This window comes from Streptomyces racemochromogenes (genome assembly GCF_044129415.1).
Lineage (GTDB): Bacteria > Actinomycetota > Actinomycetes > Streptomycetales > Streptomycetaceae > Streptomyces > Streptomyces racemochromogenes_A.
On record NZ_JBBDHD010000028.1, the window covers coordinates 1 to 25621 of the forward strand.

23 protein-coding genes are annotated in these 25621 nt (G+C 75.3%); 14 read left to right on the top strand and 9 right to left on the bottom strand.

The features are described 5' to 3' along the window. Positions 1-603 (bottom strand): IclR family transcriptional regulator (locus tag WDV06_RS13660; protein ID WP_395509975.1); only part of this gene is annotated, 603 nt, incomplete at its 3' end. Between the two features lie 185 nt (positions 604-788). On the opposite strand from WDV06_RS13660, the gene WDV06_RS13665 reads away from it, so the two are divergent. Continuing rightward, the gene (locus WDV06_RS13665; RefSeq protein ID WP_395509976.1) at positions 789-1859 is read left to right on the top strand and encodes a helix-turn-helix transcriptional regulator; all 1071 of its coding nucleotides are present in this window, start codon (positions 789-791) and stop codon (positions 1857-1859) included. Between the two features lie 56 nt (positions 1860-1915). Here the strand turns inward: WDV06_RS13665 and WDV06_RS13670 are convergent, their stop codons facing one another. Beyond that, positions 1916-2677 (bottom strand): GNAT family N-acetyltransferase, encoded by a 762-nt coding sequence (locus WDV06_RS13670; protein ID WP_395509977.1) that lies wholly within the window; start codon positions 2675-2677, stop codon positions 1916-1918. Positions 2678-2758: 81 nt separating this feature from the next. Between WDV06_RS13670 and WDV06_RS13675 the strand changes: the two genes are divergently transcribed. Next, positions 2759-3727: a phosphotransferase family protein gene (locus WDV06_RS13675; protein ID WP_395509978.1), complete on the top strand. Its 969-nt coding sequence runs from the start codon at positions 2759-2761 to the stop codon at positions 3725-3727. Here the strand turns inward: WDV06_RS13675 and WDV06_RS13680 are convergent. Further along, positions 3718-5295, bottom strand: a complete 1578-nt coding sequence (locus WDV06_RS13680) for an AMP-binding protein (protein WP_395509979.1) — start codon at positions 5293-5295, stop codon at positions 3718-3720. The two genes, WDV06_RS13675 and WDV06_RS13680, sit on opposite strands and share 10 nt — an antisense overlap. Before the next feature lie 92 nt (positions 5296-5387). Here WDV06_RS13680 and WDV06_RS13685 point away from each other — a divergent pair, with 92 nt between their 5' ends. Continuing rightward, on the top strand, positions 5388-6269 hold the full coding sequence (locus WDV06_RS13685) for a LysR substrate-binding domain-containing protein (RefSeq protein ID WP_395509980.1): 882 nt from the start codon (positions 5388-5390) through the stop codon (positions 6267-6269). Between the two features lie 12 nt (positions 6270-6281). On the opposite strand, the gene WDV06_RS13690 is transcribed toward WDV06_RS13685, so the two are convergent. Further along, the gene (locus WDV06_RS13690; protein ID WP_395509981.1) at positions 6282-6764 is read right to left on the bottom strand and encodes an Lrp/AsnC family transcriptional regulator; all 483 of its coding nucleotides are present in this window, start codon (positions 6762-6764) and stop codon (positions 6282-6284) included. A 165-nt stretch (positions 6765-6929) separates the two neighbouring features. On the opposite strand from WDV06_RS13690, the gene WDV06_RS13695 reads away from it, so the two are divergent. The 7 genes from WDV06_RS13695 to WDV06_RS13725 all read left to right on the top strand — a co-directional run bounded on the left by WDV06_RS13695 (position 6930) and on the right by WDV06_RS13725 (position 14896). Further along, on the top strand, positions 6930-7937 hold the full coding sequence (locus tag WDV06_RS13695) for a DMT family transporter (protein ID WP_395509982.1): 1008 nt from the start codon (positions 6930-6932) through the stop codon (positions 7935-7937). After that, a complete protein-coding gene (locus WDV06_RS13700) occupies positions 7930-9126 on the top strand; it encodes an amino acid aminotransferase (RefSeq protein ID WP_395509983.1) in 1197 nt (398 codons plus the stop codon). The genes WDV06_RS13695 and WDV06_RS13700 overlap by 8 nt, the downstream gene beginning before the upstream one ends. A gap of 309 nt (positions 9127-9435) precedes the next feature. Then, positions 9436-9981 (top strand): hypothetical protein, encoded by a 546-nt coding sequence (locus tag WDV06_RS13705; protein ID WP_395509984.1) that lies wholly within the window; start codon positions 9436-9438, stop codon positions 9979-9981. Next, positions 9978-11186, top strand: a complete 1209-nt coding sequence (locus tag WDV06_RS13710; RefSeq protein WP_395509985.1) for an MAB_1171c family putative transporter — start codon at positions 9978-9980, stop codon at positions 11184-11186. The genes WDV06_RS13705 and WDV06_RS13710 overlap by 4 nt, the downstream gene beginning before the upstream one ends. Then, positions 11183-12094, top strand: coding sequence for a DNA-binding protein (locus tag WDV06_RS13715; protein ID WP_395509986.1), 912 nt, complete (start codon positions 11183-11185; stop codon positions 12092-12094). The genes WDV06_RS13710 and WDV06_RS13715 overlap by 4 nt, the downstream gene beginning before the upstream one ends. Before the next feature lie 99 nt (positions 12095-12193). After that, on the top strand, positions 12194-12673 hold the full coding sequence (locus WDV06_RS13720) for a DUF3574 domain-containing protein (RefSeq protein ID WP_395509987.1): 480 nt from the start codon (positions 12194-12196) through the stop codon (positions 12671-12673). Between the two features lie 141 nt (positions 12674-12814). Beyond that, positions 12815-14896 (top strand): SpoIIE family protein phosphatase, encoded by a 2082-nt coding sequence (locus tag WDV06_RS13725; RefSeq protein ID WP_395509988.1) that lies wholly within the window; start codon positions 12815-12817, stop codon positions 14894-14896. A 3-nt stretch (positions 14897-14899) separates the two neighbouring features. Here WDV06_RS13725 and WDV06_RS13730 read toward each other — a convergent pair whose 3' ends face one another. Both WDV06_RS13730 and WDV06_RS13735 read right to left on the bottom strand, forming a co-directional pair. Beyond that, positions 14900-17734, bottom strand: a complete 2835-nt coding sequence (locus WDV06_RS13730; protein ID WP_395509989.1) for a SpoIIE family protein phosphatase — start codon at positions 17732-17734, stop codon at positions 14900-14902. Then, a complete protein-coding gene (locus tag WDV06_RS13735) occupies positions 17731-18720 on the bottom strand; it encodes a GlxA family transcriptional regulator (protein ID WP_395509990.1) in 990 nt (329 codons plus the stop codon). The genes WDV06_RS13730 and WDV06_RS13735 overlap by 4 nt, the downstream gene beginning before the upstream one ends. 113 nt (positions 18721-18833) lie before the next feature. Between WDV06_RS13735 and WDV06_RS13740 the strand changes: the two genes are divergently transcribed. Beyond that, on the top strand, positions 18834-19430 hold the full coding sequence (locus WDV06_RS13740) for a cysteine hydrolase family protein (protein ID WP_395509991.1): 597 nt from the start codon (positions 18834-18836) through the stop codon (positions 19428-19430). 142 nt (positions 19431-19572) lie between these two features. Here the strand turns inward: WDV06_RS13740 and WDV06_RS13745 are convergent, their stop codons facing one another. Then, a complete protein-coding gene (locus tag WDV06_RS13745; protein WP_395509992.1) occupies positions 19573-20721 on the bottom strand; it encodes a glycerate kinase in 1149 nt (382 codons plus the stop codon). Positions 20722-20864: 143 nt separating this feature from the next. Between WDV06_RS13745 and WDV06_RS13750 the strand changes: the two genes are divergently transcribed. Genes WDV06_RS13750 through WDV06_RS13760 form a run of 3 tightly spaced genes read left to right on the top strand, consistent with a single transcriptional unit; the run spans position 20865 to position 23608 of the window. Then, positions 20865-22586 carry a BCCT family transporter gene (locus tag WDV06_RS13750; protein ID WP_395509993.1) on the top strand — a complete coding sequence of 574 codons (1722 nt, stop codon included), beginning with the start codon at positions 20865-20867 and terminating at the stop codon, positions 22584-22586. A gap of 36 nt (positions 22587-22622) precedes the next feature. Further along, complete coding sequence (locus WDV06_RS13755) at positions 22623-23123, top strand: NUDIX domain-containing protein (protein WP_395509994.1); 501 nt, start codon at positions 22623-22625, stop codon at positions 23121-23123. Positions 23124-23179: 56 nt separating this feature from the next. After that, positions 23180-23608: a hypothetical protein gene (locus WDV06_RS13760; protein ID WP_395509995.1), complete on the top strand. Its 429-nt coding sequence runs from the start codon at positions 23180-23182 to the stop codon at positions 23606-23608. A gap of 4 nt (positions 23609-23612) precedes the next feature. On the opposite strand, the gene WDV06_RS13765 is transcribed toward WDV06_RS13760, so the two are convergent. Further along, the gene (locus tag WDV06_RS13765; RefSeq protein WP_395509996.1) at positions 23613-24116 is read right to left on the bottom strand and encodes a methylated-DNA--[protein]-cysteine S-methyltransferase; all 504 of its coding nucleotides are present in this window, start codon (positions 24114-24116) and stop codon (positions 23613-23615) included. Beyond that, entirely contained in the window at positions 24113-25603 is a 1491-nt protein-coding gene (locus WDV06_RS13770; RefSeq protein WP_395509997.1) for an AlkA N-terminal domain-containing protein, read from the bottom strand. Before WDV06_RS13770 ends, WDV06_RS13765 begins: the two co-directional genes overlap by 4 nt. Positions 25604-25621 lie beyond the last annotated feature (18 nt).

Genomic DNA, 25621 nt, shown 5'->3' on the forward strand with positions numbered 1-25621 from the left:
GGCCGCCGCCGCGACCGCGGCCGCCAGCGGAGCCAGCGGCCGGTCCGCCGGCGTCATCGCGGCCAGCGCGGCCACCACCCGCCCGTCCCGGCCCCGCACCGGGAGCGCGGCGCAGCACAGCCCCGGCACCACGCCCTCGCGGTCCACGAACGGACCCCGCTCCCGGCTCGTCAGGGCCGACCCGGCGGCCGTGCCCGGCGGGAAGCACATCCCGTCGCGCACCGGCACCAGCGGTTCGGCGAGCCCCGGCACCGAGGCCACCGCCAGCGCCCTCCCGTCACACGGCACCACCAGGACGGCGCTGGCGCCCGTCGTCATCCGCACCCGCAGCAGCGGCGTCCGCGCGGCCGCCCGCAGCCCCGGATACGGCTGCCACGACTGCCCCAGCCGGAACAGCTCCGGCCCCAGGACGTAGCGCCGGCCCCGCCGCTCGACCGCCCCCAGCGCGGCGAGCTGCTCCAGCAGGCGGTGGGCCGTCCCCTTCGGCACCCCGCACGCCACGGCGATCTCGGTCAGCCCCGCCTCCCCGCCGGCCCGCCGCAACGCGTCGAGCAGCGCGAACGCCCCGTCGAGCACCCCTCTGCCCACTGACTTCCCCGTCATGGATCCCCCCGTACACATCGGTCACCGGCCCGCAGGCCCTCCGCAGTGTGCGGACCTCGCGCCCGCCGCGCCATCCCAGGAATCTGGGGGTGCGGGCCCGGCCCGGCGCCGTTTATCGAACGTTCAGCGACATGGCCGAATCTGGACCCCTGTCCGCTCCGCCGGGCGCTCGAACGGGAGGACGCATGACCGGCCCCACGTACTGGCAGGGCGCGCACCGGCGTACGGTCCGGGCCGCGCAGGAAGCGAGGGGCCCCGTCCCCGTGCTGGAGGCGGCCGCGGCCGAACTGGCGCGCACCGTCCCGTTCGAGCTGTGGGCCGGGGTGCTGCTGGATCCGGACACCCTGCTCAACGTCGGCGGTGTCTACCGGCACGGCGTCGGCGCGCAGTGGATGCCCCGGATGCTCGACATCGAGTACCGCGAGGGGGACGCCCTCCAGATGCCCGTCCTCGCCCGCCCGGGCACGCCGCCCGTGGGCACCCTGCACACCGGACTCGACGGCCGGCTCGACCGCAGCACCCGCTACCGCGACATCTACCGCCCGCAGGGGCTGGGCGACGAGATGCGGATCCTGCTGCGCGACGCCGGCCGGGTATGGGGCGCGCTGGTCATGGTCCGCGACGCCGGCGGGGTGCCGTTCTCGGCCGCCGAGACGGAGTTCGCCGCCCGGCTCTCGGCCCCGCTGGGCCGGGCCCTGCGCGACTCCCTGACGGCCGTCCCGGGCGGCCGCGACCCCGAGGCGCGGGCGATGGTCCTGCTCAGCGCCCGGTACGAGGTGCTCTCCTCCTCCGCCGCGGCCCAGGGCTGGTTCGCCGAGCTGGCCGAGGTGCCCGCGGCCGGCACCGGGCTGCCGGCCGCCGCGTACGGGGTGGCGGCGGCCGCGCTGCGCAGTACGACGGGCGGCAGCCGGGTGTGCGTGCCCACCCGCTCCGGGGGCTGGGCGGGCATCGAGGGCTGGCGCCTGGACGGGGGCTCCGCGCCGCAGATCGCGCTGTCCGTCGGCCCGGCCTCGCCGCCCGACCGGATCTCCGCCCTGCTGCGCGCGTACGCGCTGACCCCGCGGGAGTGCCAGGTGCTGCGGCAGGTGCTGCGGGGCTCGTCGACGGCGCAGATCGCCACCGGCCTGGCCCTTTCCCAGCTGACGGTGCAGGACCATCTCAAGTCGGTGTTCACCAAGACCGGGGTCCGCTCCCGCCGGGAACTGCTCGGCCAGGTCTTCTTCCACCAGTACCTGCCCGAGCTGCCGCTCGGCTGAAGCGTGCCGGGGACTTCGAGGTCCGGGGCCGTGTCGCCCGCGGCGTCCTCCCCGGATCAGATCCGTTCGAAGCCGTGGCACCGGCCGATGACCGAGAAGCCCCGCCGCTCGTACCAGTGGCGCGGCCAGTCCGCGGCGTCGGCCGTCAGGAAGCGGGTGCCGCAGCGCGCGTCCGCGGCCCCGCGCAGGGCGGCGGCCAGGACCGCGTCGCCGTAGCCGCGCCCCAGGTGGAGCTCGGAGGTGACCAGGTCCTCGATCTGCGCCGTGCCCGAGGCGGGGTCGAGGTAGAGGTCCGCCCACGCGGCGACCTCGCCCTCCGGGGTCCGGGCGCCGATGAACCGCACGGTGTCGGCCCCGCGCCGGCCGGTCTCGCGGCGTTCCACGAGCTGGCGGATCACCGTCTCGTCGGCCTCGGGAAGGAAGTCGCGCCAGCGTCGGGCCAGCGGAACGCGGAGCGCGTCCAGGTCGACCTCCTCGGCCCGGCCGCCGTCCGGCACAGGGCCCCCGTGCAGCATGACGAGGTAGACGGAATGCGCGTAGCCCGCCCGGACGAGGGGCTCGGCGCAGGCCTGCCCCACCGCGTCGTCGAGGACCGTCACCAGGCGGTACGGCAGGTGCCCGAGCGCCTCGTCCGCCAGGGCGGGCAGGGCGGCGGGGTCGGCCGCACCGTCGATGACGACCTGGTTGTTCGCGTAGGAGAGCGCGAACGCGTCGTCGAGGGCCGCGAATCCGCCGGGAAGGTCGACGGTCCGCGCGGCCCTGCGGCGGGCGAACGCCGCGAGGAAGGTCTTGATCCGGGGCAACTCCGAGCCGGGCATGGGGCGAGCCTAGGCGGCCGGGCACCGTGGTCGCCGCCGAATATCCACCCGTCCGTGCCCGCTCCACCTACGCTGCCCCCCATGACCGACGCTCAGGAAGAACACGAGGAACAGGACTGGGCCGCGACACGCGCCTGGGTGGACGACTTACTGCCCGACGGGGAGCGCGTCGTGGACGCCACCCCGCTCCACGGCGGCTGGACCTCGCGGATGCGCCGGCTGGAGCTGGACGGCGGGCCGGCCGGCCGCCGTTCGCTGGTGCTGCGGTCCTTCGTCCGGCCCTTCTACCTCCGGCACGCGGAAGGGCTGCTGACGCGCGAGGCCGCGGTCCTGCGGCTGCTCGGCGCCACGGACGTCCCCGCGGCCGCCCTGGTCGCCGTGGACCCGACGGCCGAGCACTGCGACCACCCCTCCCTGCTGATGTCCCTGCTGCCCGGGACGCCGCGCCTCGACGACCGGGAGGCGGACCGGCGCGCGGACCTGCTGGCCCGCCGGCTGCTGGACGTCCACCGGCTGCGGGTGGCGCCGGAAGACCGCCCCCGCGCCTATCAGGCGTGGACCTCCGCCGACCGGGTCACCCCGCCGGAGCGCACCGCACGGCCCGAGCTGTGGTGGCGGGCGGCGGACGTCATCCGCCGCGAGCCCCCCGCGCACCCGGCCTGCTTCCTGCACCGGGACTTCCACCCCGGCAACGTGCTCTTCGAGGGCGTTGGCGAGACCCTGCGGATCAGCGGTGTCGTCGACTGGGTGGAGACCTCCTGGGGCCCGGCCGACCTGGACGTGGCCCACTGCTCCACCTCCCTCGCCCTGCTGCACGGGGTACGGGCCGGGATGGCCTTCGCCGACCGCTACACGGCGGCGGGCGGAACCCTGGCGGAAGCCGGTGCCGACCACCTCTACTGGCGCCTGCTGGACGCCCTGGCGTTCGCCCCGGACGCGGAGAAGGTCGCCGTCCCCTGGCGCGCCCTGGGACGGACGGACCTCACCCCCGCCGTCCTGGCGGACCGGCTGGAGGGGTACCTCGCGGCCCTGTTCGAGCGCTACGCCTGAGCCGCGGGCCCGTCGTCCGCCCCGCCCAGCGCGCGGGCCAGCAGCCGCTTGTCGGGCTTGCCGACCCCGGTGAGCGGGATCCGGTCCACGGTGTGCACGGCGCGGGGGGCGTACATCGCCCCCAAGTGCCGTGTGACGTACTCCCGGACCGCCCTGGGCCCCGCGTCCCGGCCCGGCACGGGGACGACCGCCGCGTGGACCTCCTCGGTCCCGTCCCCCCGGCGCACCCCGAACACCGCGCACGCGGCGACGGCGGGATGGGCCAGCAGCAGTTCCTCCAGCTCCGCCGGGTGGACGTGCCCGCCGACCACGACGATCCGGTCCCCGATCCGGTCCAGGACGAACAGGCGGCCCTCGGCGTCGAGGCAGCCGATGTCCCCGGTACGGATCCAGCCGTCGCGCAGCACCTCGGCGGTCGGTCCGGGCTGCCGCCAGTATCCGCTCATCGGCATCGGGGTCCGGACGACGATCTCCCCGCGCTCCCCGGCGGGCAGCGGCCGGCCGTCGGCGCCGCGGATCTCGATGGTGACGCCGGGCGCCGGCCGGCCCGCCGTCGGCAGCCCGCCGGGGCCCGTCACCCCGTGTTCGTGCGGCAGCACCTCGGCGATGTTGCCCGCCTCCGTCTGCCCGTACCAGCCGTGCAGCACCGGCCCGAACGCCCGGGCCGCCTCCCGCAGCCGCCGCGCGGACGCGGCGGTCCCGCCGTAGAACACGCGGCGCAGGGCGGACAGGTCGGTCGCCGGCAGGTCCGGGTGGTCCAGCAGTTGGTAGAGCAGCGGCGGAAGCAGCCAGACGTCCGTGATCCGCTCGCGGGCGAGGGCCGCGAGGACGTCGCCCGCCTCGAACCCGGGCCGGAGCACGACCGTGCCGCCGGCGAGGAGGGCGATGTCCGCGAGGACGCCCGCCATGTGCGCGAGCGGGGTGCAGGCGAGGGTCCGGGGCGGGCTCCCGGCGGGGATCCGGCCGGCGTGGAGGGCCAGCGTCGAGGCGTACGGGCCGTGCGCCATCCGCACCCCCTTGGGCACCCCGGTGGTGCCGCCGGTGAAGCGGACGCACCAGTCGTCCCCGGGGCGGGCCGCCCCCGCCACCGGGCGGGGAGGCCGCAGCGCCGCGGCCGCCGTGAGGTCCTCGTGGTCCGGGGAGGGCCCCAGGGACAGGACGGCCGGCGCGGCGACCCGCGCGAGCAGCGCCCGGGCGGCGGCCTCCGTGCCGGGAGCCACCAGCAGCACCGCCGGGCCGACGCCCTCCACGATCCGGGCCTGCGCCTGCGGGGCCGTGCCCTCGCCCAGGAACACCGCCCGGGCGCCGATCAGGTTCGCCGCGTACCGGGCGGTGAGCGCCTCGGGACGGTTGCCCGTCAGGAAGGCGACGGTGGAGCCCCGGCCCACGCCCCGCTCCGCCAGCTCCGCCGCCGTCCGCCGGACGCCGTCGCGCAGTTCCCCGGCGCTGACGGCGGGGCCCCGGGCCGGGACCAGGGCCGGACGGCCGGGGGAGCGGGCCAGTACCTCCAGGAGGGACTCGACGTAACTGCGGTACGGCGCACCCGCGTTCTCGCTGTTCTCGGTCATGCTCCGCAGGCTAGGGGCGCACCGTTCATACGGTCCAAGACCGGTTCGGCCATGAAAGGATGCCCCCGGGGTTATGAAGGGGGAACGGGGAGATGGACCTGCTCGCACTGCGCTGCTTCCAGACCGTCGCCCGCCATGAGCACATCAGCCGCGCCGCTGCCGAACTGCGCGTGGCCCAGCCCTCGGTGAGCCGCACCGTCGCCCGCCTGGAGGCGGAGCTCGGCGTACGGCTCTTCGAGCGCCGCGGCCGCCGCATCCGCCTGAACCGGCACGGCGCCGCGTTCCTGCGCCGCGTCGACCGGGCGCTGGCCGAACTGGAGGACGGCCGCCGCGAACTGGCCGAAGCCGCCGGCACCGGAAGCGGCGCCGTGACGGTGGCCGCCGAGACCCTGATGACGGTGGCGGCCCTGCTCCCGGGCCACCGCCGCACCCACCCCGGCGTGGACGTGCGGCTGCGTCAGTGCCCCGCCGACGCGATGGCGCACCTGCTGCGCACCCGCGAGGCAGACCTCTGCCTCGCCTCCGCCCCGCTCGCCGGACCCGGGCTGGAGGCGGTCGAGCTGCTCCGCGAGGAGGTGCTGCTGGCCGTGCCCGCCGGGCACCGGCTGGCCGGACGGGAGGGCGTCGCCGTGGCCGAGCTGGCGGGGGAGCCGTTCCTCACCCCGGGGCCCGGGCACTGGCAGCGGGAACTGGCCGACCGGCTGTTCGCCGGGGCCGGGCTGCGGCCCTCCGTCGTCTGCGAGGGCAACGAGCCCGGCGCGCTCGTCGACCTGGTCGGTACGGGCCTGGGGGTCGCCCTGCTCCCGGCGATGGCCCGGGACGCCGGCCCGCGCGCCGGCGTGGCCTGGGCGCGGCTGGCGACCCCGGACAGCCACCGGGTGCTGTGGCTCGTGCGCGACCGCGAGGCCTTCGTACCGGCCGCCGTCCGGGACTTCGCCGATTTCGCCCTCGCGCACTTCCGCGGGGACGGCTGAACGCCCGCGGCCTCAGACGGTCCGGGCGGCCGTCCCCGGGGTGGGCCGCGGATAGGTACGGGACTGCTTGACGCTGCCGAACGCGAAGCTCGACTCGATGGAGGCGATCCCGGGGATGGCGTGGATCCGGTGGCGGACCAGGGCCTCGTAGGCCTCCAGGTCCTCGATGACCACGCGCAGCAGGTAGTCGCTGCTGCCCGCCATCAGGTAGCAGTCCTGGATGTGCTCGATCACCGCCACGTGCTGCTCGAACTCGGCCACCGCCTCCTTCGTGTGCCGCTCCAGGCGGATCCGGACGAAGACGGTGATCGGCAGCCCGAAGGCGACCTGGTCCACCACCGCCGTGTAGCCGCGGATCAGGCCCGCCTCCTCCAGCCGGCGGACCCGGCGCAGACAGGGTGAGGGGGACAGCCGGACGCGGTCGGCGAGGTCCTGGTTGGAGAGCCGGCCGTCGGCCTGGAGCTCCCGGATGATCTGGAGGTCGACGGCGTCCATGGCCACTCCCGGGGGTGCTCGGCGCTTTCTCGGCGGTTGTTGGCAGATCCTGCCCCAAACGTATGTCCGAGCGGCAGAACTGGCAATCGGCTGCCCCGGCCGAAGCTCTAACGTTGCCGGTGAACGGGCCGGACCGGCCCGCTCTCACAGGCTGGAGTGCATCCCTTGGTCGCGACCCACACCACCGGCGCGTCCGCGCCTGTCGACACGGCGGGCCCGCCGGCCGGAAACACCGGCCGGTTCGGGCTCTCCCCCCACGCGCAGGGCATGGCGGCCCTCGCGGTGACCGTGGCGATCTGGGCCGCCTTCGCCCTCAGCGCCCGCGCCCTCGGCGCCTCCACCCTGCTGCCCGCCGACGCCGCCCTGCTGCGCTTCGGCGTCCCCGTCCTCGTCCTCGCCCCCGCCCTGTGGCGGCGCAGGCGCCGGATCGCCGCGGTCCGCCCGGGCGCCGCGCTCATGATCGTCTGCGGGGCCGGGGTGCCGTTCTTCCTCGCCGCGATGCACGGCGGCTCCCTGACCTCGGCGGCCTTCGTCGGCTCGATCGTCCCCGGGATGGTCCCGCTCTTCGTCGCCGCGCTGATGGCGGCCCGCGGCCGCGGCCTGCCCCGGGGCGCCCAGGTGGCCGGGCTCGTCCTGATCGCGGCCGGCGTGGCCGCCCTGGTGTGGCGCTACGTGGTCCCCGTCGACGCCGACGTCCTCGAAGGGGCCGGCACCCTGCTCGTGGCCAGTGGCCTGTGGGCCCTGTACACGGTCGGGCTGCGCGACGTGGACCTCGACCCGGTCGGGTCGATCGGACTGCTGTGCCTGCCCTCCTTCGGCGTGATCGCGCTGCTGGTCCTCACCGGGGTCCTCCCCACCGGCCTCGCGCACGCCGCCGGCGGCGACATCGCCCTGTTCCTCGTGGTGCAGGGGCTCGGCGTCGGGCTCTGCGCCGGCCTGCTGTACGCCTTCGCCATCCGCCGGCTCGGCGCCGAGCGCGCCTCCGTCGTCGGCAGCCTCAGCCCCGTCGCCGTCGTCCTGCTCGCCGTCCCCGTGCTCGGGGAGTCCCCGACCGCCGCCGTCCTCGTCGGCGTCCCCCTCATCACCGCCGGCGTGGTCCTCGCCAACCGCCGCCCCGGTCCCCGCACCCGTCCCTCCGCCCGCCCCCGTCCCGAGGTCCCCGCAGATGCTTGAGCTCCTCCCCCCGCCGCCCACCGACCCGCTGTGGGACCTGACGTACGAGTTCGGCTCCGACGAGCGGGCCGAGCGGCTGAACCTGGTGCTCGGCGTCTACCGCGACCCCACGGGCCGCACCCCCGTCATGGCCGCCGTCCGCGAGGCGGAGATACGCCTGGCGGAGCGCTCCGAGTCCAAGGAGTACCGCGGCCTGTCCGGCAACGCCGCGTTCAACCGGGCCCTGCTCACCCTGGTCCTGGGCGACACCGGACCGCAGGGGCCGGCCGGCCGGGCCGCGGCCGTCCAGACCGTCGCCGGCTCCGGCGCGCTGCGGCTGCTGGCCGACCTGATCTGCCGCACCCGGCCGGGCGCCACCGTGTGGATCAGCGACCCCGCGTACGTCAACCACCGCCCCATCCTGGAGGCGGCCGGGCTCCGGGTCCGCACGTACGGCTGGCGCGACGCCGACGGCGGCTTCGACGCGGCCGGCGTGCTGCGCGACCTCTCCGCGGCCCGCCGCGACGACGTCGTCCTGCTCCAGGGCTGCTGCCACAACCCCACCGGCGTCGACCCCGAGCCCGAGCACTGGGAGGCGCTGGCCGGCCTCGCGTCCCGCGACGGCTGGGTCCCGTTCGTCGACCTGGCCTACCACGGCCTCGGCGACGGGCTGGAGGCCGACCTGCGGGCCACCCGCATGCTCGCCGAGCGGGTGCCGGAGATGCTGATCGCCGTGAGCTGCTCGAAGAACTTCGGTCTGTACAGCGACCGCACCGGCTGCGCCATCGTCCTGGGCGCCTCGGAACGGGCCGTGCGGCACGCCGAGACGGCCCTCCAGAACGCCGCCCGGACGCTGTACTCCATGCCGCCCGAGCACGGGGCCGCCGTGGTGACGGCCGTCCTGGAGGACGAGGGCCTGCGGACCGCCTGGCGGGCGGAACTCGACGTCATGCGCGGCCGCATCGAGGCCAATCGCACGAGCCTCGCCGCGCACCTGGCGGAGCTGGGCTGGGAGGCGCAGGCGGCCTCGCTCGCGCGGCAGCGCGGGATGTTCTCGATGCTGCCCCTCACCCCCGAGGAGATGCTCCGGCTGCGCCGGCAGTACGCCATCTACGGGACCACCGCCGGCCGGATCAACATCGCGGGCATCGGCGCCGAGCGGATCCCGTGCCTGGCGCGCGGCGTGGCCGGGGTGCTCGCCGGCCGCTGAAAGGCGTGCCCGCGAAGGCCCGTTCCGGCACCTCCGGATTTCCCGGCCGCTTTCCCCGTCCCCGGGGAAGGCGGCCGGCGGAGTATCACCGGTCGAAATCCGCCTGGAGAGTGGCCGGATAGAACTCAGCTGCCGGGGTGGGGAGTTGGTCGTATGGCATCATGGCCGCGTTGTCGACCGCTGGGTTCGCCGGAGGACTGAGGGATGAAGTTACCTGGCTCCGCGTTACCGGCGTCGGAGGACCGGACGCTCAGGCGCCGACTCAAGAAGGTGCGCCGGACCTGCGAGGGGCTGCTCGCGGAGTGGGGCATGGAGCACGGTTGCGGCATCGACGAACTCCACGCATATCTCAGCGAACAGCGCGGGCGTCCGATCCATTTGATTCCGACGGCCTTCCCCGAACGCCACCTGTTCGGCATATGGCTGAAAACGGATGACTTCGACATCATCGCCTTCGAGAAGGCGGCTTCGGCGTCGCACAAGGAACACATCATCGCCCACGAACTCGCCCATATCGCCTTCGATCACAAAGGCTCCCTGCAACTGGACCGGACCGACCCCGGCACGCACGAGTCGGACGGTGCGGAGGGTGCGGGCGGTGCGGGTACGGGGGGCGAAGCGGCACCGGCGGGTCCGCTGTTCTCCGATGTCGACCCCGAGGCGGTGCGGAGCGTGCTGATGCGCTCCCGCTACAGCGACGACGAGGAGCAGGAGGCCGAGACGATGGCCTCCCTGATCCTCGCCCGCGCCAACAAGCGCTGGACCGAACCGGCCTGGGGCGTTCCGGAGGCGGCCGCCGAGATAGTGGCCCGGATCGAGAGCGGCCTGGGCAGGCCCGAACAGGGGCCCGCGTGATCTACGCGATCCTCGCGTGGGTCTGCGCCTTCGTGGGCCTCGCGGCCTTCGCCTACCGGCTCCCGGACCTGCTGCGCAGACGGCACGACGTCGCCCTGTGGGCGCTGTGCACCTACTTCCTCTGCTCCGGCATCAGCTTCCTGGTCGACCTGGACCTGCTGCGGCTGCACATCTCCGCCTTCTTCGGGCTGCCCAACATCACCTCGCTGATCACCCAGGCGGCGGTCGTGGTGCTCACCGCCGCGCAGCAGGTCGTGCTCGTCTACTGGTCCTCGCCGCCCGCCGAGGCCCGGCGCATGGCGCGCCACCGCGTCCTCGGCTTCGGCGCGGCCCTCGCCGTGCTGATCGTCTCCTCCTTCGCCGTCGGCCCGGTCGCGCACTCCGAGACAGCGACCTCCACGATCCTGCTCAGCATCCAGCACGGCGGATACGCCGTGTACATGTCCTTCTACCTGCTGATCTGCGCCGTCGGGCAGTTCGAGACGGTACGCCTGTCGCTGCGCTTCACCACCATGGCCAACCGGCAGTGGCTCAAGGTCGGCATGCGCACCGTCACCGTCGGCGCCAGCCTGATCCTGGTCTACTGCGTCACCCGGGGCGTCCAGATCGCCGGGACCCGGCTGGACTTCGACGGCAGCGCCCTGGACCCCGTCCAGTGGACGGCCGGCAGCGTCGGCGCCCTCCTCCAGATCGCCGGCTGGACCATCCCCTCCTGGGGCATCCGCCTCACCCGCGCCCGCGGCTGGATCCGCTCCTACCGCTCCTGGCGCCGGCTGCGGCCCCTGTGGTGGGCGCTGTACCAGGCCTCGCCCGACATCGCCCTGGACCCGCCGCGGTCCTGGCTGCGCGACCTGGTGCCGCCCCGCGACCCGCACTACCGCCTCTACCGGCGGGTCATCGAGATCCGTGACGGCCAGCTGATCCTGCGCACCTCGCTCTCCCTGGAGGACTTCTCGCGGGTGGCCCGCTCCCTCGGCCTCCCCGGGGACCCCACCTCGCCCCTGGGAGAGGCCCTCCAGCTGCGCGCCGTGCTGAGCCGGCCGGCCGAGGAGCGGGCCGAGCGCGCCGACGCCTCCGAGATCCCCGCGCGGCCCCCGTACGAGGACTTCCGCGACGAGGTGGAATGGCTCAGCCAGGTGGCCTCGTCGTTCCACCAGCTCGGCCGGCGCCGCTCCGCGCCGGCCGACGCCGGCCTGCTGTCATGACGGCACCGCAGCGGCCGGGGGGCCCCGACCACCTGGTCCCCCTGGCCGGACGCGCCGTCGCCCACCTGGTGGCCCTCGACACCCGGAGCGGTGCCACCGCCGCCGTGGCGGCCGTACGGGGGGCCGTGCGCGGGATCCCGCAGCTGTCCGCCGATCCGCACGCCCTGCACGGCCTCGGCCCCGACGCCCTCGCCGCCCTCGCCGAGCTGGCCGAGGTCATCGGCTGGATCCTCTTCGACGCCGGCCGCTACCGCGCCGCCCACCGGATGAACCTGAGGGCGCTCGCCCTGGCGGGGCTGTGCGGCGACCGCTGGACGGCGCGGCTGACCCTGCTCAACCACGCGATGCTCGCCACCCACACCGGCCGGCCCCGCGCCGCCCTCGACGCAGCCGGCCGGGTGGCCGGGCCGCGCCCCCTGCCGGCCCGGGTCGCCAGCCTCGTCCTGGTCCGCCGGGCGCACGCCACCGCCCTGCTCGGCGGCCACCGCGAGCCCCTGGAGCTGATCGCCCGGGCCCGCAGCCGCTTCCTGGACGGGATCTCGGCCCGCGACCCGCACTGGGCGTGGTGGATCGACGAGACGGAGCTGCTCGGCCACCAGGGCTGGGTCCAGGCCCGGCTGCGCCGCTGGAACCGGGCCATCCCCCTGCTGTACGAGGCGGCCACCGCACCCGGCCCCGCCTACCGGCACCTGTTCACCGCACAGCTCCTCACGGCCCTGGCCGACGCCGGTGCCTGGCGGGAGGCGGAGGACCTCATCGGGCGGATCGCCCCCCGTGCCGCCGGCATCGGCTCGGTCCGCACGACCGAGGCGCTCGCCGCCACCGCGGCGGGCCTGCGCCGCCGCTCCGGCGCCCCGGCCCCGCTGCGGGACGCGGCCGCCTTCCTGCGGGAATCCCTGCCGGCCTGACCGGCCCCCGCCGGCCACCGCGGCGGCCCCTCGCCGCGACACGGACACACGCACGCACCCCCGGATCACACCCACGCACCCCAGAGTGAGGACGACGACATGCGCTCCCCGAGAATCTCGACCCCCGCGGCCGCCCTGCTGGCCGCGGCGGCCCTCCTCTTCGCCTTCGGCGGCCCGGTGTCGCAGGCCGCCTTCGGCACGCCCGCCGCGTCCGCCGCCCCGGCCGCACAGCCCGCCGCCGACCTGGGCAGCCCCTACATCTCCACCCACCTCTACTTCGGGACGGGCCGGCACAACGGGAACCCGCCCATCACCGAGGAGGAGTTCAACCGGTTCGTCGCCGACGTGATCACCCCCCGGTTCCCCTCCGGCCTGACCCTCCAGGAGGGGCGCGGCCAGTGGCGTGACAAGGAGGGCGACATCAACCGGGAGAAGTCGTACGAGCTCACCGTGATGTACCCGGTGCGCGAGGCCGCCGCCCGCAACGCCGACATCGAGTACATCCGCCGCCTGTACTGCAAGACCTGGGAGCTGGAGTCCGTGGGCCGGGCCGACGTCCGCGCCCAGGTCGACTTCTGACGGGACCGGTCCGCGCGCCTTCCCGGCGGGCCGGTGGGGGCCGGCACCCCACCGGCCCCTCCCGCCCCCGCCACAGCGCCCCGCGTCGAGCCCTCGGATAGGGTGAATCGGTACGAATCGGACCCCCGTGAGGTCGGTGCCTTGGACACGTACCCGTCGACGAGCAGGGTGCCCGATCCGCCGGAGGCGGCCGTCGGCTATGCGGGCGTGCTCCGCGAGCTGCTGCCGATCGCCCTGTGGCGGGAGGACGCGGACGGGCGCGTCGTGGAGTGGTCCCTGGCCGCCCAGGAGCTCCTGGGCCACCGCCCCGAGGACATCCTCGGCCGCCCCGGCACCGCCGTCCTGGTCCCCGAGGCCAACCGCACGCTCGCCGACGACCTCACCCGCCGCGTCCAGGCCGGCGAGACCGTCGTCGGCACCCTGCCCGTCCGCCACCGCGACGGGCACCGCGTCGCGATGGAGATGTGGATCGTGCCCGCCGCCGACCCGCGCGGCCGCAGGGGCGCCATGCTCATCGCCGTCGAGACCTCCGAGGTCCTGCGCATGCGGGACTCCCTCGCCGCCTACCAGAGCCTGTTCACCCAGTCCCCGATCGGCCTCGCCACCCTCGGCCCCGACCTGCGCTTCCTGCGGGTCAACGACGCCCTCGCCCGGATGAACGGCGTCCCCGCCGCCGACCACCTCGGCCGGCGCCTCACCGAGGTGGTCCCCGGGGTCAACGCCACCGCCCTCGAAGCCACCATGCGCCAGGTGCTCGAACACGGCACCGCCGTCCTCGACGTCCGCCGCACCGGCCGCACCCCCGCCGACCCCGGCCACGACCACACCTGGTCCTGTTCCTACGCCCCCCTCCTCGACGGCGGCGGCCGCACCCTCGGCCTGATCGCCTCCCTCATCGACATCACCGAGGGCCAGCGCGCCCAGCTGGAGGCCGAACGCGCCCGGACCCGCTTCGCCCTCCTCGCCGAGGCCGGCACCCGCATCGGCACCACCCTCGACCTGGGCCGCACCGCCCAGGAGATCGTGGACCTGCTGGTGCCGCAGCTCGCCGACTCCGCCGACGTCCAGCTCCTCGAAGCCGTCCTGGACCCCGACGAGACCCACGCCGCCGCCACCCACGGCCTGCTCCGCCGCCTCGCCGCCACCTTCCCCGACCCCACCGCCCCCACCGCCCGGCTCGCCCCCGGCCAGACCCTCCAGATCCCCGCCGGGTCCGTCTACGAACGGGTCATCGCCGACGGCGTGCCCATGAACCTCTACGCCTCCGACGTACCCGCCCTGATCACCGACCCCCGCGCCGACGCCCTGCGCTCCTACCTCTCCAGCCTCGGCTCGGCCCGCATGGTCCCGCTCGTCGCCCGCGGCAAGGTCCTCGGCGCCGTCGCCGTCACCCGCCTGCGCAGCCGCGAGCCCTTCGACGCCGAGGACTGCGTCCTCATCGACGAACTCGTCGCCCGGGCCGCCCTCAACATCGACAACGCCCGGATGTACACCACCCAGCGCCACGCCGCCCTGACCCTCCAGCGCAGCCTCACCAACAGCGCCCTCCCCGACGTCCCCGGCCTCCGGCTCACCGGCCGCTACCTGCCCGCCAGCGACCACGACGTCGGCGGCGACTGGTACGACGTCATCCAGCTGCCCCGCGGCCGCACCGGCCTGGTCATCGGCGACGTCATGGGCCATGGCATCCACGCCGCCGCCGTCATGGGCCAGCTGCGCACCGCCGTGCGCACCCTGGCCCGGCACGACGTGCCGCCCGCGCGGATGCTCCGCTCGCTGGACGCCGTGGTCTCCGACCTGGGGGAGGACGAGATGGCCACCTGCGTCTACGCCGTCCACGACGCGGCCGCCGGCGACTGCGTCATCGCCCGCGCCGGCCACCCGCCGCCCGCCGTCGTCTCCCCCGACGGCACGGTCGCCTTCCTCCGCGGGTCGTCCGGCACCCCCCTGGGCACCGGCGGCCGCGCCTTCCGCACCGAGACCGTCGCGCTGCCGCCGGGCAGCCTCCTCGCGCTCTACACCGACGGCCTGATCGAGGCCCGCGGCCGGGACCTGGACGAGGGGATGGAGCGCCTCGCCCGCGCCCTGGGAGGGCCCGCCCGGCCCCTGGAGGAGCTGTGCGAGGGCGTCCTGGCCCGGCTGCTGCCCGCCGCCCCGCAGGACGACGTGGCGGTCCTGCTGGCCCGTACCACCGGCCGCCCCGCGGCCCGGCCGCCGGGCTGACCGTCACCAGGCCAGGTCCCCCAGGGCGTCCAGGTCCAGATCGAGCGGCAGCGGCGGCTCCGCGCCGGAGGCGCGCGACAGCTCCGCCCAGATGACCTTGCCCCGCTGCGTGTAGCGGGTGCCCCAGCGCTCCGCGTACTGCGCGACGAGGAACAGCCCGCGGCCGCCTTCGTCGGTGGTCGCCGCGTACCGCAGGTGCGGGGAGGTGCTGCTGGCGTCGGACACCTCGCAGATCAGGTTCCGGTCGTGCAGCAGGCGGACCCGGATCGGCTCGTTCCCGTACCGGATCGCGTTGGTGATCAGCTCGCTGAGGACCAGCTCGGCGGTGAACGACAGCTCCTCCAGCCCCCACGCCTCCAGCTGTCCGGCCGCCGCGCGGCGCACCCGGGAGACGGCCGACGGATCGTCGGGGACCTCCCACTCCGCGATCAGGTGCGGATCCAGCCGTCGGGCCTCGGCGATCAGCAGCGCGATGTCGTCGCTCGGCGCCGGGAACAGCATCGCCGCCAGGACGTCCGCGCAGGCCTGCTCGGGGCTGCGGCCCGGCCGGGCCAGCGTCCGGCCCAGCAGTTCCAGTCCGGCGTCGAAGTCCCGGTCCCGGTCCTCCAGCAGCCCGTCGGTGAAGAGCACCAGCCGGCTGCCCTCGGGCAGGACCAGCCCCGCCGTCTCGAAGGGCATCCCGCCCACCCCGAGGGGGAGACCGGTCGGCAGTTCGAGGAACTCCACGCGCCCGTCCGGGTGGACCAGGGCGGGCCCCGGGTGGCCGGCGCTGGCCATGACGCAGTGTCCCGACACCGGGTCGTAGACGGCGTAGAGGCAGGTGGCGCCGGTGATCCCGGTCTGCTCCTCGGCCCCCTCGCCGGGCTCCTCGCCCGGCCGGCCGCCGGGCCCCGCACTGCCGTCCGGCCCGCCGCTCTCCAGCTGGTCGATCCGGTCGATGAGCTCGTCCAGGTGACCCAGCAGCTCGTCGGGCGGCATGTCCAGCGTCGAGAAGTTGTGCACCGCCGTGCGCAGCCGGCCCATCGTGGCCGCCGCGTGCACCCCGTGCCCCACCACGTCGCCCACCACCAGCGCCACCCGCGCCCCCGGCAGCGGGATCACGTCGAACCAGTCGCCGCCGACGCCCGCCTGCGCCGGCAGGTACCGGAAGGCCGTCTCCACGGCGCTCAGGTCCGGCAGCACCCGGGGCAGCAGGCTGCGCTGGAGGGTCACCGCCGTGGCGTGCTCCCGGGTGAAGCGGCGGGCGTTGTCGATGGAGACGGCCGCGCGCGCCCCCAGCTCCTCGGCGAAGGACAGGTCCTCCTCGTCGAAGGCCTCCGGGGTGTCGGCCGCCCGCCAGAAGTTCGCCATCCCCAGGACCACGCCCCGCGCCTGGAGCGGTACGCAGATCAGCGAGTGGAACCCGTACTCCAGGGCCATGCGGGTGCCCGCGGGGTCGGCCGCGCGCCAGCCCATCTCGGCCTGCAGGTCGGCGGCCAGCACCGCCTGCCCGGCGTCCAGGGCCGCCGCCATCGGGGCCGTGGGCACGGCGAAGACGATGGTGTCCCCGACCGGCTGGAGCGGCGGGTCGGTGCGCACCCCCGTCATCGCCGCCCGGCGCATCCGCGTGTGCATCCCCGCCACCGGCGAGGGCTCGTCCCCGCGCAGCACCGGCTCCAGCAGCTCGACGGTGACGAAGTCGGCGAAGCGCGGCACGGCCACCTCCGAGAGCTCCTCCGCCGTGCGCGCCACGTCCAGGGTGGTGCCGATCCGCACCCCGGCGTCGTACAGCAGCTGGAGCCGCTCCCGGGCCACCTCGGCGCGGCCGGAGAGTGCGGCGAGCTCGGTGGTGTCGCGCAGGGTCATCACGCTGCCCGAAGGCCGTCCGGCGGAGGGCGGGGTGGGCCGCACGTTGACGGCCAGGAGGCGGTCGCCCGCCAGGTGGACCTCGTCCGTCGCGACCCGCCCGGACAGCAGCAGCTCCGCGGTGCGCGGATCGAGGCCCAGGTCGCCGACGTGCCGCTGTTCGGCGTCGGGCGGCAGGTCCAGCAGCCGGCGGGCCTCGTCGTTGGCGAGCAGCAGCCGGTGGTCCGCGCCGACGATCAGGACGCCCTCGCGCACGGCGTGCAGCACCGCCTCGTGGTGCTCGTTCATCCGGGCCAGCTCGGCGGCGCCCAGGCCCCGGGTCTGGCGCCGCAGCCGCCCGCTGACCAGGGCGGCCCCGGCGGTGCCCAGCAGCAGGGCGCCGGCGGCGGCCCCGATCAGCAGCGGGAGCTGGCCCTCGACCACGTGGCCCACGTTCTCGATCTCGATGCCGGTGGAGACCAGCCCGACCACCCTGCCCTGCGCGTCCCGGACGGGCACCACGGCGCGGACCGCGTCACTGGGGGCGCCGCGGAAGACCTCCGTGAAGGCCTCCCCGGCGGCGGCCCGCCCCAGGTCGCCGGTGGCGCGCTTGCCGATCAGGTCGGGGCGGGAGTCGGTGTAACGGAGGCCGTCCTTCGTCATGACGGCGATGAAGTCGAGCCCGGAGGCCTTGCGGGCGGCGTCGGCCAGCGGCTGGAGCTCGGCGGTGGGGTTCGGGGCGGCCAGGGCGGCGGGCAGGCCGGGGGCGTGGGCGAAGGCCTCGGCGGCGGCCAGCGAGCGGTTGCGGGCGTCCTTCTCGCTGTCGTAGCGGGCCTGGAAGACCAGGGCCACGGCGGCGGCCGTGATCAGCAGCAGCACGATGAGGGCCTGGAGGGAGAAGACCTGACCGGCGAGACTGTCCCGGGCCAGGGAGATGCGCGCTCGGGCCAGGGAGATGCGCGCGAGCAGGCTCGCCGACGGCGTCTCCCTGTGCCGACCCGAACGTCCGGTCATGAGCCATTTCTAACACTGTCACCGGATATGGGAGCGTTGGCCGCCGCCGTGCGGTACGCGCGCGGGCTGCGCCCGAAGGCCGCCCCGAAGTGCTGGCGGAAGGTGACCTCGCTGGCGAACCCCGCCCGGCGCGCCACCTCGGGCACCGGATGGTCCGTGCGCTCCAGGAGCTTGCGGGCCTCGTCCAGTCTGCGGCTGAGCAGCCATTTGTGGGGCGTGGTCCCGGTGGCGGCCGTGAAGTGCCGCGCGAACGAGCGCGGGGACATCCCCGCCCAGCGGGCCAGGGTGGCCACGTCCAACGGCTCGTGCAGCCGGCGCAGGGCCTGCTGGCGTACGGCGGCCAGCGCCTCGGCCGTGCGGTCGGCGGCCGGGGTGGGCCGGTCCAGGTACTGGGCGTGGTCCCCGGTGCGGAAGGGGCCCGTCACCATCGAACGGGCGATGGCGGCGGCGGCCTCCGCTCCGTGGGCCTCGCGGACCAGGTGCAGGCACAGGTCGATGCCGGACGCGACCCCGGCGGAGGTCCACAGGCCGTCGTCCTCGACGAACAGCGGGGCTCCCTCCTCCACCAGCACCGCGGGGTGGCGGGCGGCCAGCTGCGGGGCCAGCCACCAGTGCGTGACCGCGCGCCGTCCGTCCAGCAGCCCCGCCTCGGCGAGGACGAACGCCCCCGCGCACAGGGCGGCCACGGGCACTCCCCGGGCGTGCGCCCGCCGCAGGGCGGCCAGTACCGGCTCGGGCGTCGGGTCGGTGGGCTCGGCCAGCGCCGGCACGACGACCAGGTCGGCCCCGTCGAGCCAGTCCAGGCCCCGGTCGGGGGTGAGGGTGAGCCCGCCGGGCAGGGCGATGGGCCCGGGTTCCAGGGCGCAGCGGCGCAGTTCGAACGCGGGCACCCCGGAGCGGCTGCGGTCGGGACCCCAGACCTCGGTGATGACGGCGAGGTCGAAGGCGCGGATCCCGGGCTGGGCGACGATCGCGACGCGGTGCATGCGGCCACTCTGCCAGAGTCGGCTCCGGAGATCCTGCCATGCTGGCAGGATCCCATCGTTTCGGGTCCCCGGCGCCCCTGGGGTGGCCGAGCCCCGCCGGACATGATCGGTCCATGACCGAGAACGCGATCGAGATCGCCCCCGACAGTGCCCTGATCGTCATCGACGTGCAGAAGGGCTTCGACGACGCGGCCTTCTGGGGTCCGCGCGACAACCCGGCGGCGGAGGGGAACATCGCCGCCCTGATGGACGCCTGGCAGGAGTCCGGCCGCCCGGTGGTGCTCGTCCAGCACGCCTCGCCGAGGCCCGGGTCCGTCCTGGCCCCGGACCAGCCGGGCCACGCCTTCAAGGACTTCGTCGCCGACCGGGTCGGCCGGGAGGCCCTGCACGTCACCAAGACCGTGAACTCCTCCTTCTACGGCACCCCCGACCTCGGGGAGTGGCTGACCGCGCGGGGGATCCGCCAGCTGGTCGTCATCGGCATCCAGACCAACATGTGCGTCGAGACCACGGCCCGGATGGGCGGGAACCTGGGCTACGAGGTCATCGTCCCCCTCGACGCCACCCACACCTTCGACCTCACGGGCCCGGGCGGCCTGTCCCTCACGGCCGGACAGCTGGCCGCCGCCACCGCCGTCAACCTCCAGGGCGGCCACTTCGCCCGCGTGGTGTCCACCGCCGAGGTCCTGACGGCGGCCAAGGCTGTGTAGCCGGTGCCGGGTGCCGGGTGCCGCTGCGCGAAATCCAGCCCCGCCGGCGTTTGAGGCGCGGGGGCCGGGGGTTGCCCCGCACGGCCGAGGCCCGGTACCCCCTGGCAGGGGTACCGGGCCTCGGGAGCAACAGGCGGCCGGCTCAGAGGACCTCGGCCGCGATCTTCTCCGCGACGCGCTCCAGCAGGGGCCCGGCGTTCGGGATGGACTTCGCCGGGTCCGGCTCCAGGTCCGTCAGCGGGTACGCCTTGCGGATGCCCGCCGCCTCCAGCGCCTCCTGGTCCAGCAGCAGCCGGCCGCAGACCGCCACCACGGGCTTGCCGGCGGCCCGGGCCGCCGCCGCGACCCCGGCCGGGGCCTTGCCGTGCAGGGTCTGCTCGTCCAGGGAGCCCTCACCGGTGATCACCAGCGTGGCCCGCTCCAGCGCCGGGGCGAAGCCGAGCACCTCCAGCATCAGCTCGATGCCCGGACGGAAGCTCGCGCCCAGCAGCAGCGCGCCGTAGCCGATGCCGCCCGCGCCGCCCGCGCCGGGGGAGGCGGCGAGCTCGGCGGCCTTGGGGCCGATCGCCTTCTCCAGCACCTGCGCGTAGTGGCCGAGCGCCGCGTCCAGGGCCGCCACGTCCTGCGGCGAGGCCCCCTTCTGCGGGCCGTAGACCGCCGCGCAGCCCTTCGGGCCCGTCAGCGGGTTGTCCACGTCGCTGGCCAGGACGAAGTCCACGTCCGCGAAGCGCGGGTCGATCCCGGACAGGTCCGCCGACGCCAGCGAGGCCAGGGCGCCGCCGCCCGGGCCCACCGGTTCGCCGTCCGCGTCCAGGAACACCGCGCCCAGCGCGGCGAGCATGCCGGCGCCGCCGTCGGTGGTGGCGCTGCCGCCCACACCGAAGACGATCGAGCGGGCGCCCGCGTCCAGCGCGGCCTTCAGCAGTTCGCCGGAGCCGAACGTGGTCGCCGTCAGCGCGGCGAAAGTTCCCGCGGGGAGCAGCTGGAGCCCGGAGGCCTCGGCCATCTCGACCACCGCGGTGCCGTCGCGGAACGCGAAGGCGGCCGTGACCTGCTCGCCGACGGGACCGGTGACCCGGACCTCCCGGCGTTCGAACCCGGCCGCCACGGCGGCCGCGACCGTGCCGTCGCCGCCGTCCGCGACGGGGAGGGTTTCGACCTCCACGTCCGGTACGGCCCTGCGAAGGCCGGCCGTCACCCGCTCCGCGACCTGAACGGCCGTGAGCGAGCCCTTGAATTTGTCCGCGGCGATGAGCACGCGCGCGGCCTCAGTTACTGCTCCGTCCGTCACCTTGCTAATCCCTTGCTATCGAACAGTGCAGTCGCGCCACCCCGAGCTTATCCGGAGGATCCTCCTATGCCCATGAGTGGCCTGGGCCACATGCGGCGCGCCATGCGCCTAAATACGGATATACGCCTGCATAGTGTGGCCGCATGAGCGCGGAATCACTGGAACAGGCACGCCCGGACGCCCCCGGCGCGGGACCCGGCGGCGGCCCGCCGGACGACCGTCCCGACCGTACGGTCGTCATCGCGGGGGTGGCCGCCGTGCTGGCCGTCGTCGCCTGGGCCGCCCTCGGCAAGGACTCCTTCGACCACGCCTCCGCCTCCGCCCTGGCCTGGGTGCTGGACGACTTCGCCTGGCTCTTCGTGACCGCCGCCGACGTCTTCCTCGTCCTGTGCGTGGTCCTCGCCGTCAGCCGCTTCGGCCGCATCCGGCTCGGCGCCGACGACTCCGAGCCCGAGTTCGGCAACCTCGCGTGGATCGCGATGATGTTCAGCGCCGGCATGGGCATCGGCCTGATGTTCTACGGGGTGGGCGAGCCCCTCACCCACTACCTCGCCCCGCCCCCGGCCAGCGGCGCCGCCCCCCGCACCGGCGACGCGGCCCGCGCCGCCCTCGACTACTCGTTCTTCCACTGGACCCTCACCCCCTGGGCCATCTACGGCATCGCCGGGCTCGCCCTCGCCTACGCCACCTTCCGCAAGGGCCGCGGCAACCGCCTCAGCTCCGCCTTCGTCCCCCTCATGGGCGCCCGCCGCGCCGCCGCCTGGCCGGGCCGGGCCATCGACCTGCTCGCCGTCTTCGCCACCGTCTTCGGCACCGCCACCAGCCTCGGCCTCGGCGCCATCCAGGTCGCCGAGGGCCTGGACCTCACCACCGGGCTCCGCGCCTCGACCGGCGTCGAGCTGGTCGTCATCGGATCGCTCTCCGCCGCCTTCGTGCTGTCCGCCTTCTCCGGACTGCACAAGGGCGTCAAATGGCTCAGCACCCTCAACGTCGTGCTCGCCGCCGCCCTGATGGTCTTCGTCTTCCTGCTCGGCCCGACCGTCTACGTCCTCGACGTGATCCCCGCGAGCGTCGGCAGCTACCTCCACGAGCTGCTGCCCATGGCCAGCCGCACCGGCGCCTTCACCGACCGCACCTGGCTCGGCGCGTGGACGATCTTCTACTGGGCCTGGTGGCTCTCCTGGGCCCCCTTCGTCGGGACCTTCATCGCCCGGATCTCCCGCGGCCGCACCATCCGCGAGTTCCTCATCGGGGTGCTCCTCGTCCCCTCGGGCGCCACCGTCGTCTGGTTCTGCGTCATGGGCGGCACGGCCATCCGCCTGGACTCCACCGGCGCCGCCGACCTCGCCGCCAAGGCCCGGGAGGGCGCCGAGGCCTCGCTCTTCGCGATGCTCGACGCCCTCCCGCTCGGCACCCTCACCTCCTGGGTGGCCATGGCCCTGGTCATGACGTACTTCATCACCAGCGCCGACTCCGCCTCCCTGGTCATGGGCTCCCTCACCAGCCGCGGCTCCCTGCACCCGCCGACCTGGCTCGTGGTCACCTGGGGCGTCCTGATGGCCGCCGTCGCCGCCGTCCTGCTCGTCGCGGGCGGACTGAAGTCCCTCCAGACCGCGACCATCCTCGTCGCCCTTCCGTTCGTGATCGTCATGCTGCTGCTGTGCTGGGCGCTGCTGCGCGAACTGCGCGAGGACCCCGGTGCCGGGCCCGCCCGCCACCACGCCCTGCACGGGCTGCGCGACGCCGTACGGGCCATGGTGGGCGAGGCCGTCGAGGAGGCCGGACCGGCCCGCCACCACCGGCTGCGCCGCCTCGCCGAGAGCCGGGGGCAGGGCCGCGGGGACGGAACGGACCCGCACGGGTGAACCCGGGCCCCGCCGGCCGCCGGTTAGGGTGGCGGCGTGACCACCACGGATGACTACGCCACCTACATCGCGAGCCTGCCCCGGGTGCTGGCCGGCGCCGCCGCCCTCTACCGCGACGAGCGGGGCCGGGTCCTGATCGTCGAGCCCAACTACCGCGAGGGCTGGGCCCTGCCGGGCGGCACCATCGAATCCGACCGGAACGAGTCGCCGCGCAGCGCCGCCCGCCGCGAGAGCGCCGAGGAGATCGGCCTCGACCTGCCCCTGGGCCGGCTGCTCGCCGTCGACTGGAGCCTGGGCGAGGGCCGCCCCCCGCTGGTGGCCTACCTCTACGACGGCGGCGTGCTCGACGCCGCGCAGCTGGCCTCCCTCACCCTCCAGGAGGAGGAACTCCTCTCCTGGAAGCTCGTCGAGCCCGCCGAACTCCCCTCCTACCTCCTGGGGTCGCTCGGCCGGCGGGTCCAAGAGGCCTGCCGCGTACTGGAGTCGGGGGAGGCGGCCGTCGAACTGGAGAACGGCCGCCGCCCCGGCGGCGTCTGACACACCCCCACGACCCGGCCTGTCCCGCACCGCTTCCCCCAGGGCAGAATCAACAGATGATCACGATGTACGCCTGGCCGAGCACGGCCGACGGTCCCGACGCCCTTCCCATGGTCCACTTCACCACCGAGGAGCAGTCGGGCGGCGAGGTCTCCCCCGAGGGGATGCCGGTCTGGCTGTTCGACACCGCGATCCGCGAGGGCGGCTGGGCCAACTTCGAGGACTTCGAGGCCTGGTCCGCACCCGCCGAGGGCTGGCAGGCCTTCTACCGCCGGGAGGACGACGTCCTCGCCGTCACCGGTCCGGGCCCCTGCGAGGGCTGGTACCAGGGCCGGCTCGGCGCCGACGACGACTGGGTGAAGGCCGCCGCGACCCAGCAGAGCGTGGTGCTGCTCGCCGCGCCGGTCCAGCACCCGTCCCTCTACGCCTACGCCGTCGAGGCGGGCGCGGGCTTCGCCCTCCTGGTCCCCCTGGCCGTGGTCTGACGCCCTAACGGGCGCCGGCACCACGGCTCTCGAACTCCAGCAGCCGCACCTTGCGCTCGATCCCGCCGCCGTAGCCCGTCATCGAGCCGGAGGCGCCGATCACGCGGTGGCAGGGCACGATGATGCCGACCGGGTTCTTCCCGTTGGCCAGGCCCACCGCACGGGAGGCGCCCGGCTTGCCGAGCTCCGCGGCGAGCCGCCCGTAGGACCAGGTCTGCCCGTACGGGATCCGGACGAGCTGCTCCCAGACGCTGCGCTGGAAGGCGGTCCCCTCCAGCCGCACCGGGACGCTGAACTCGGTCAGCTCCCCGGCGAAGTAGGCGGTGAGCTGCCGCACCACCTCCGGGAACGGCTCCTCGGCCGCCGCGACCCGCTCGCCGAAGGACTCCTCGTCCGGGCGGTGGCGCTGGCCGGTCATGTACAGCCCGCTGAGGACCCCGTCGGCGGCGACGAGGGTGAGCGCCCCGTACGGGCTGTCGACCACGGTGTGCTGCCTGGTGCTGGTCACGACGGTGCTCCTTCTGCGGGCATGCGGTTGATCGGGTGGTCGTCGGTGGCCCAGAGGTACTGGACGGCGTACGCGCGCCAGGGCCGCCAGCCGGCCGCGCCGGCGGTGAGCGCGGCGGGCGTGGAGGGCAGCCCCAGCGCTCTGGCGGCCTTGCGGACCCCCAGGTCGGAGGGGAGGAACGCGTCCGGGTCGCCCAGGGCCCGCATCGCGATGATCTCGGTGGTCCACGGTCCGAATCCCGGCAGGGCGTTCAGCCGGGCGCGGGCCGCCTCCCAGTCGCTGTCGATGCCCAGCGGCAGGGAGCCGTCGGCCAGGGCCGCGACCAGGGTGGTGAGGGTGGTGCGGCGGCTGCGCGGCATCGACAGGGCCTCGGGGTCGAGGCCCGCCAGCGTCCCGGGGGAGGGGAACAGATGGGTCAGGCCGCCCTGCGGGTCCGCGACCGGCTCCCCGTACGCGGTCACCAGGCGGGCCGCGTGCGTCCGCGCCGCGGCCGTGGACACCTGCTGGCCCAGGACCGCCCGTACGGCGAACTCCGCGGCGTCGACGGTACGGGGCACCCGGCGCCCGGGCGCCTTGTCCACCAGTGGAGCCAGCAGCGGGTCGGTGCGCAGCCGGCCGTCGACGGCCTCGGGGTCGGCGTCCAGGTCGAGCATCCACCGGCAGCGGCTGATGGCGATGGTCAGGTCCCGCAAGTCGGTCAGCGCGAGCCGGCAGCCGATGTGGTCGGGACCGGGGGTGAGGGCGACGATCCCGGAGCCGTGGGGGAGCCGCAGCGTCCGCCGGTAGGCCCCGTCGCGCCACTCCTCCACGCCGGGGACGGCGGTGGCCACGAGGTGGCCGAAGAGGTTGTCGGGGTTGAGCGGGGCCCGGTAGGGCAGCCGCAGACTCAGGGTCCCGGGGATCCGCGGCTCCCGCCGCCCCGCCCGGGTGGCGCGGGCCCGCAGCTCGCCGGGGGTGAGGGCGAAGACCTCGCGGACGGTCTCGTTGAAGTTCCGGATGGAGGAGAAACCGGCGGCGAAGGCCACGTCACCCATCGGCAGCTCGGAGGTCTCGATCAGCAGCCGGGCGGTCTGCGCGCGCTGGGCGCGGGCCAGGGCGAGCGGCCCGGCGCCCAGCTCGGCGTTCAGCTGCCGCTCGACCTGCCGGGCGGAGTAGCCGAGGCGGGCGGCGAGGCCCGGGACCCCTTCGCGGTCCACGACTCCGTCCTGGATGAGCCGCATCGCGCGGGCGACGGCGTCGGCGCGGGCGTTCCACTCCGGCGAGCCGGGGCTGGTGTCGGGACGGCACCGCTTGCAGGCCCGGTAGCCGGCCTGCTGGCAGGCGGCCGCGCTGGGCAGGAAGCTCATGTTCTCGACCTTGGGCGGCACGGCCGGGCAGCTGGGCCGGCAGTAGATGCCGGTCGTCCGGACCGCGGTGAAGAACCACCCGTCGAAACGGGCGTCCTTCGACTGCACGGCCCTGACGCAGCGGTCGGTGTCGGTGTACATGGCTCCAGCATCCCGGTG

Coding starts and splice junctions, on each gene's coding strand:
- WDV06_RS13720 (WP_395509987.1), top strand. CDS start 12,194: ATGCGCTCCCCGAGAATCTCGACCCCCGCGGCCGCCCTGCTGGCCGCG.
- WDV06_RS13690 (WP_395509981.1), bottom strand. CDS start 6,764: ATGGACGCCGTCGACCTCCAGATCATCCGGGAGCTCCAGGCCGACGGC.
- WDV06_RS13705 (WP_395509984.1), top strand. CDS start 9,436: ATGGAGCACGGTTGCGGCATCGACGAACTCCACGCATATCTCAGCGAA.
- WDV06_RS13715 (WP_395509986.1), top strand. CDS start 11,183: ATGACGGCACCGCAGCGGCCGGGGGGCCCCGACCACCTGGTCCCCCTG.
- WDV06_RS13685 (WP_395509980.1), top strand. CDS start 5,388: ATGGACCTGCTCGCACTGCGCTGCTTCCAGACCGTCGCCCGCCATGAG.
- WDV06_RS13670 (WP_395509977.1), bottom strand. CDS start 2,677: ATGCCCGGCTCGGAGTTGCCCCGGATCAAGACCTTCCTCGCGGCGTTC.
- WDV06_RS13665 (WP_395509976.1), top strand. CDS start 789: ATGACCGGCCCCACGTACTGGCAGGGCGCGCACCGGCGTACGGTCCGG.
- WDV06_RS13740 (WP_395509991.1), top strand. CDS start 18,834: ATGACCGAGAACGCGATCGAGATCGCCCCCGACAGTGCCCTGATCGTC.
- WDV06_RS13750 (WP_395509993.1), top strand. CDS start 20,865: ATGAGCGCGGAATCACTGGAACAGGCACGCCCGGACGCCCCCGGCGCG.
- WDV06_RS13730 (WP_395509989.1), bottom strand. CDS start 17,734: ATGACCGGACGTTCGGGTCGGCACAGGGAGACGCCGTCGGCGAGCCTG.
- WDV06_RS13735 (WP_395509990.1), bottom strand. CDS start 18,720: ATGCACCGCGTCGCGATCGTCGCCCAGCCCGGGATCCGCGCCTTCGAC.
- WDV06_RS13680 (WP_395509979.1), bottom strand. CDS start 5,295: ATGACCGAGAACAGCGAGAACGCGGGTGCGCCGTACCGCAGTTACGTC.
- WDV06_RS13760 (WP_395509995.1), top strand. CDS start 23,180: ATGATCACGATGTACGCCTGGCCGAGCACGGCCGACGGTCCCGACGCC.
- WDV06_RS13700 (WP_395509983.1), top strand. CDS start 7,930: ATGCTTGAGCTCCTCCCCCCGCCGCCCACCGACCCGCTGTGGGACCTG.
- WDV06_RS13770 (WP_395509997.1), bottom strand. CDS start 25,603: ATGTACACCGACACCGACCGCTGCGTCAGGGCCGTGCAGTCGAAGGAC.
- WDV06_RS13675 (WP_395509978.1), top strand. CDS start 2,759: ATGACCGACGCTCAGGAAGAACACGAGGAACAGGACTGGGCCGCGACA.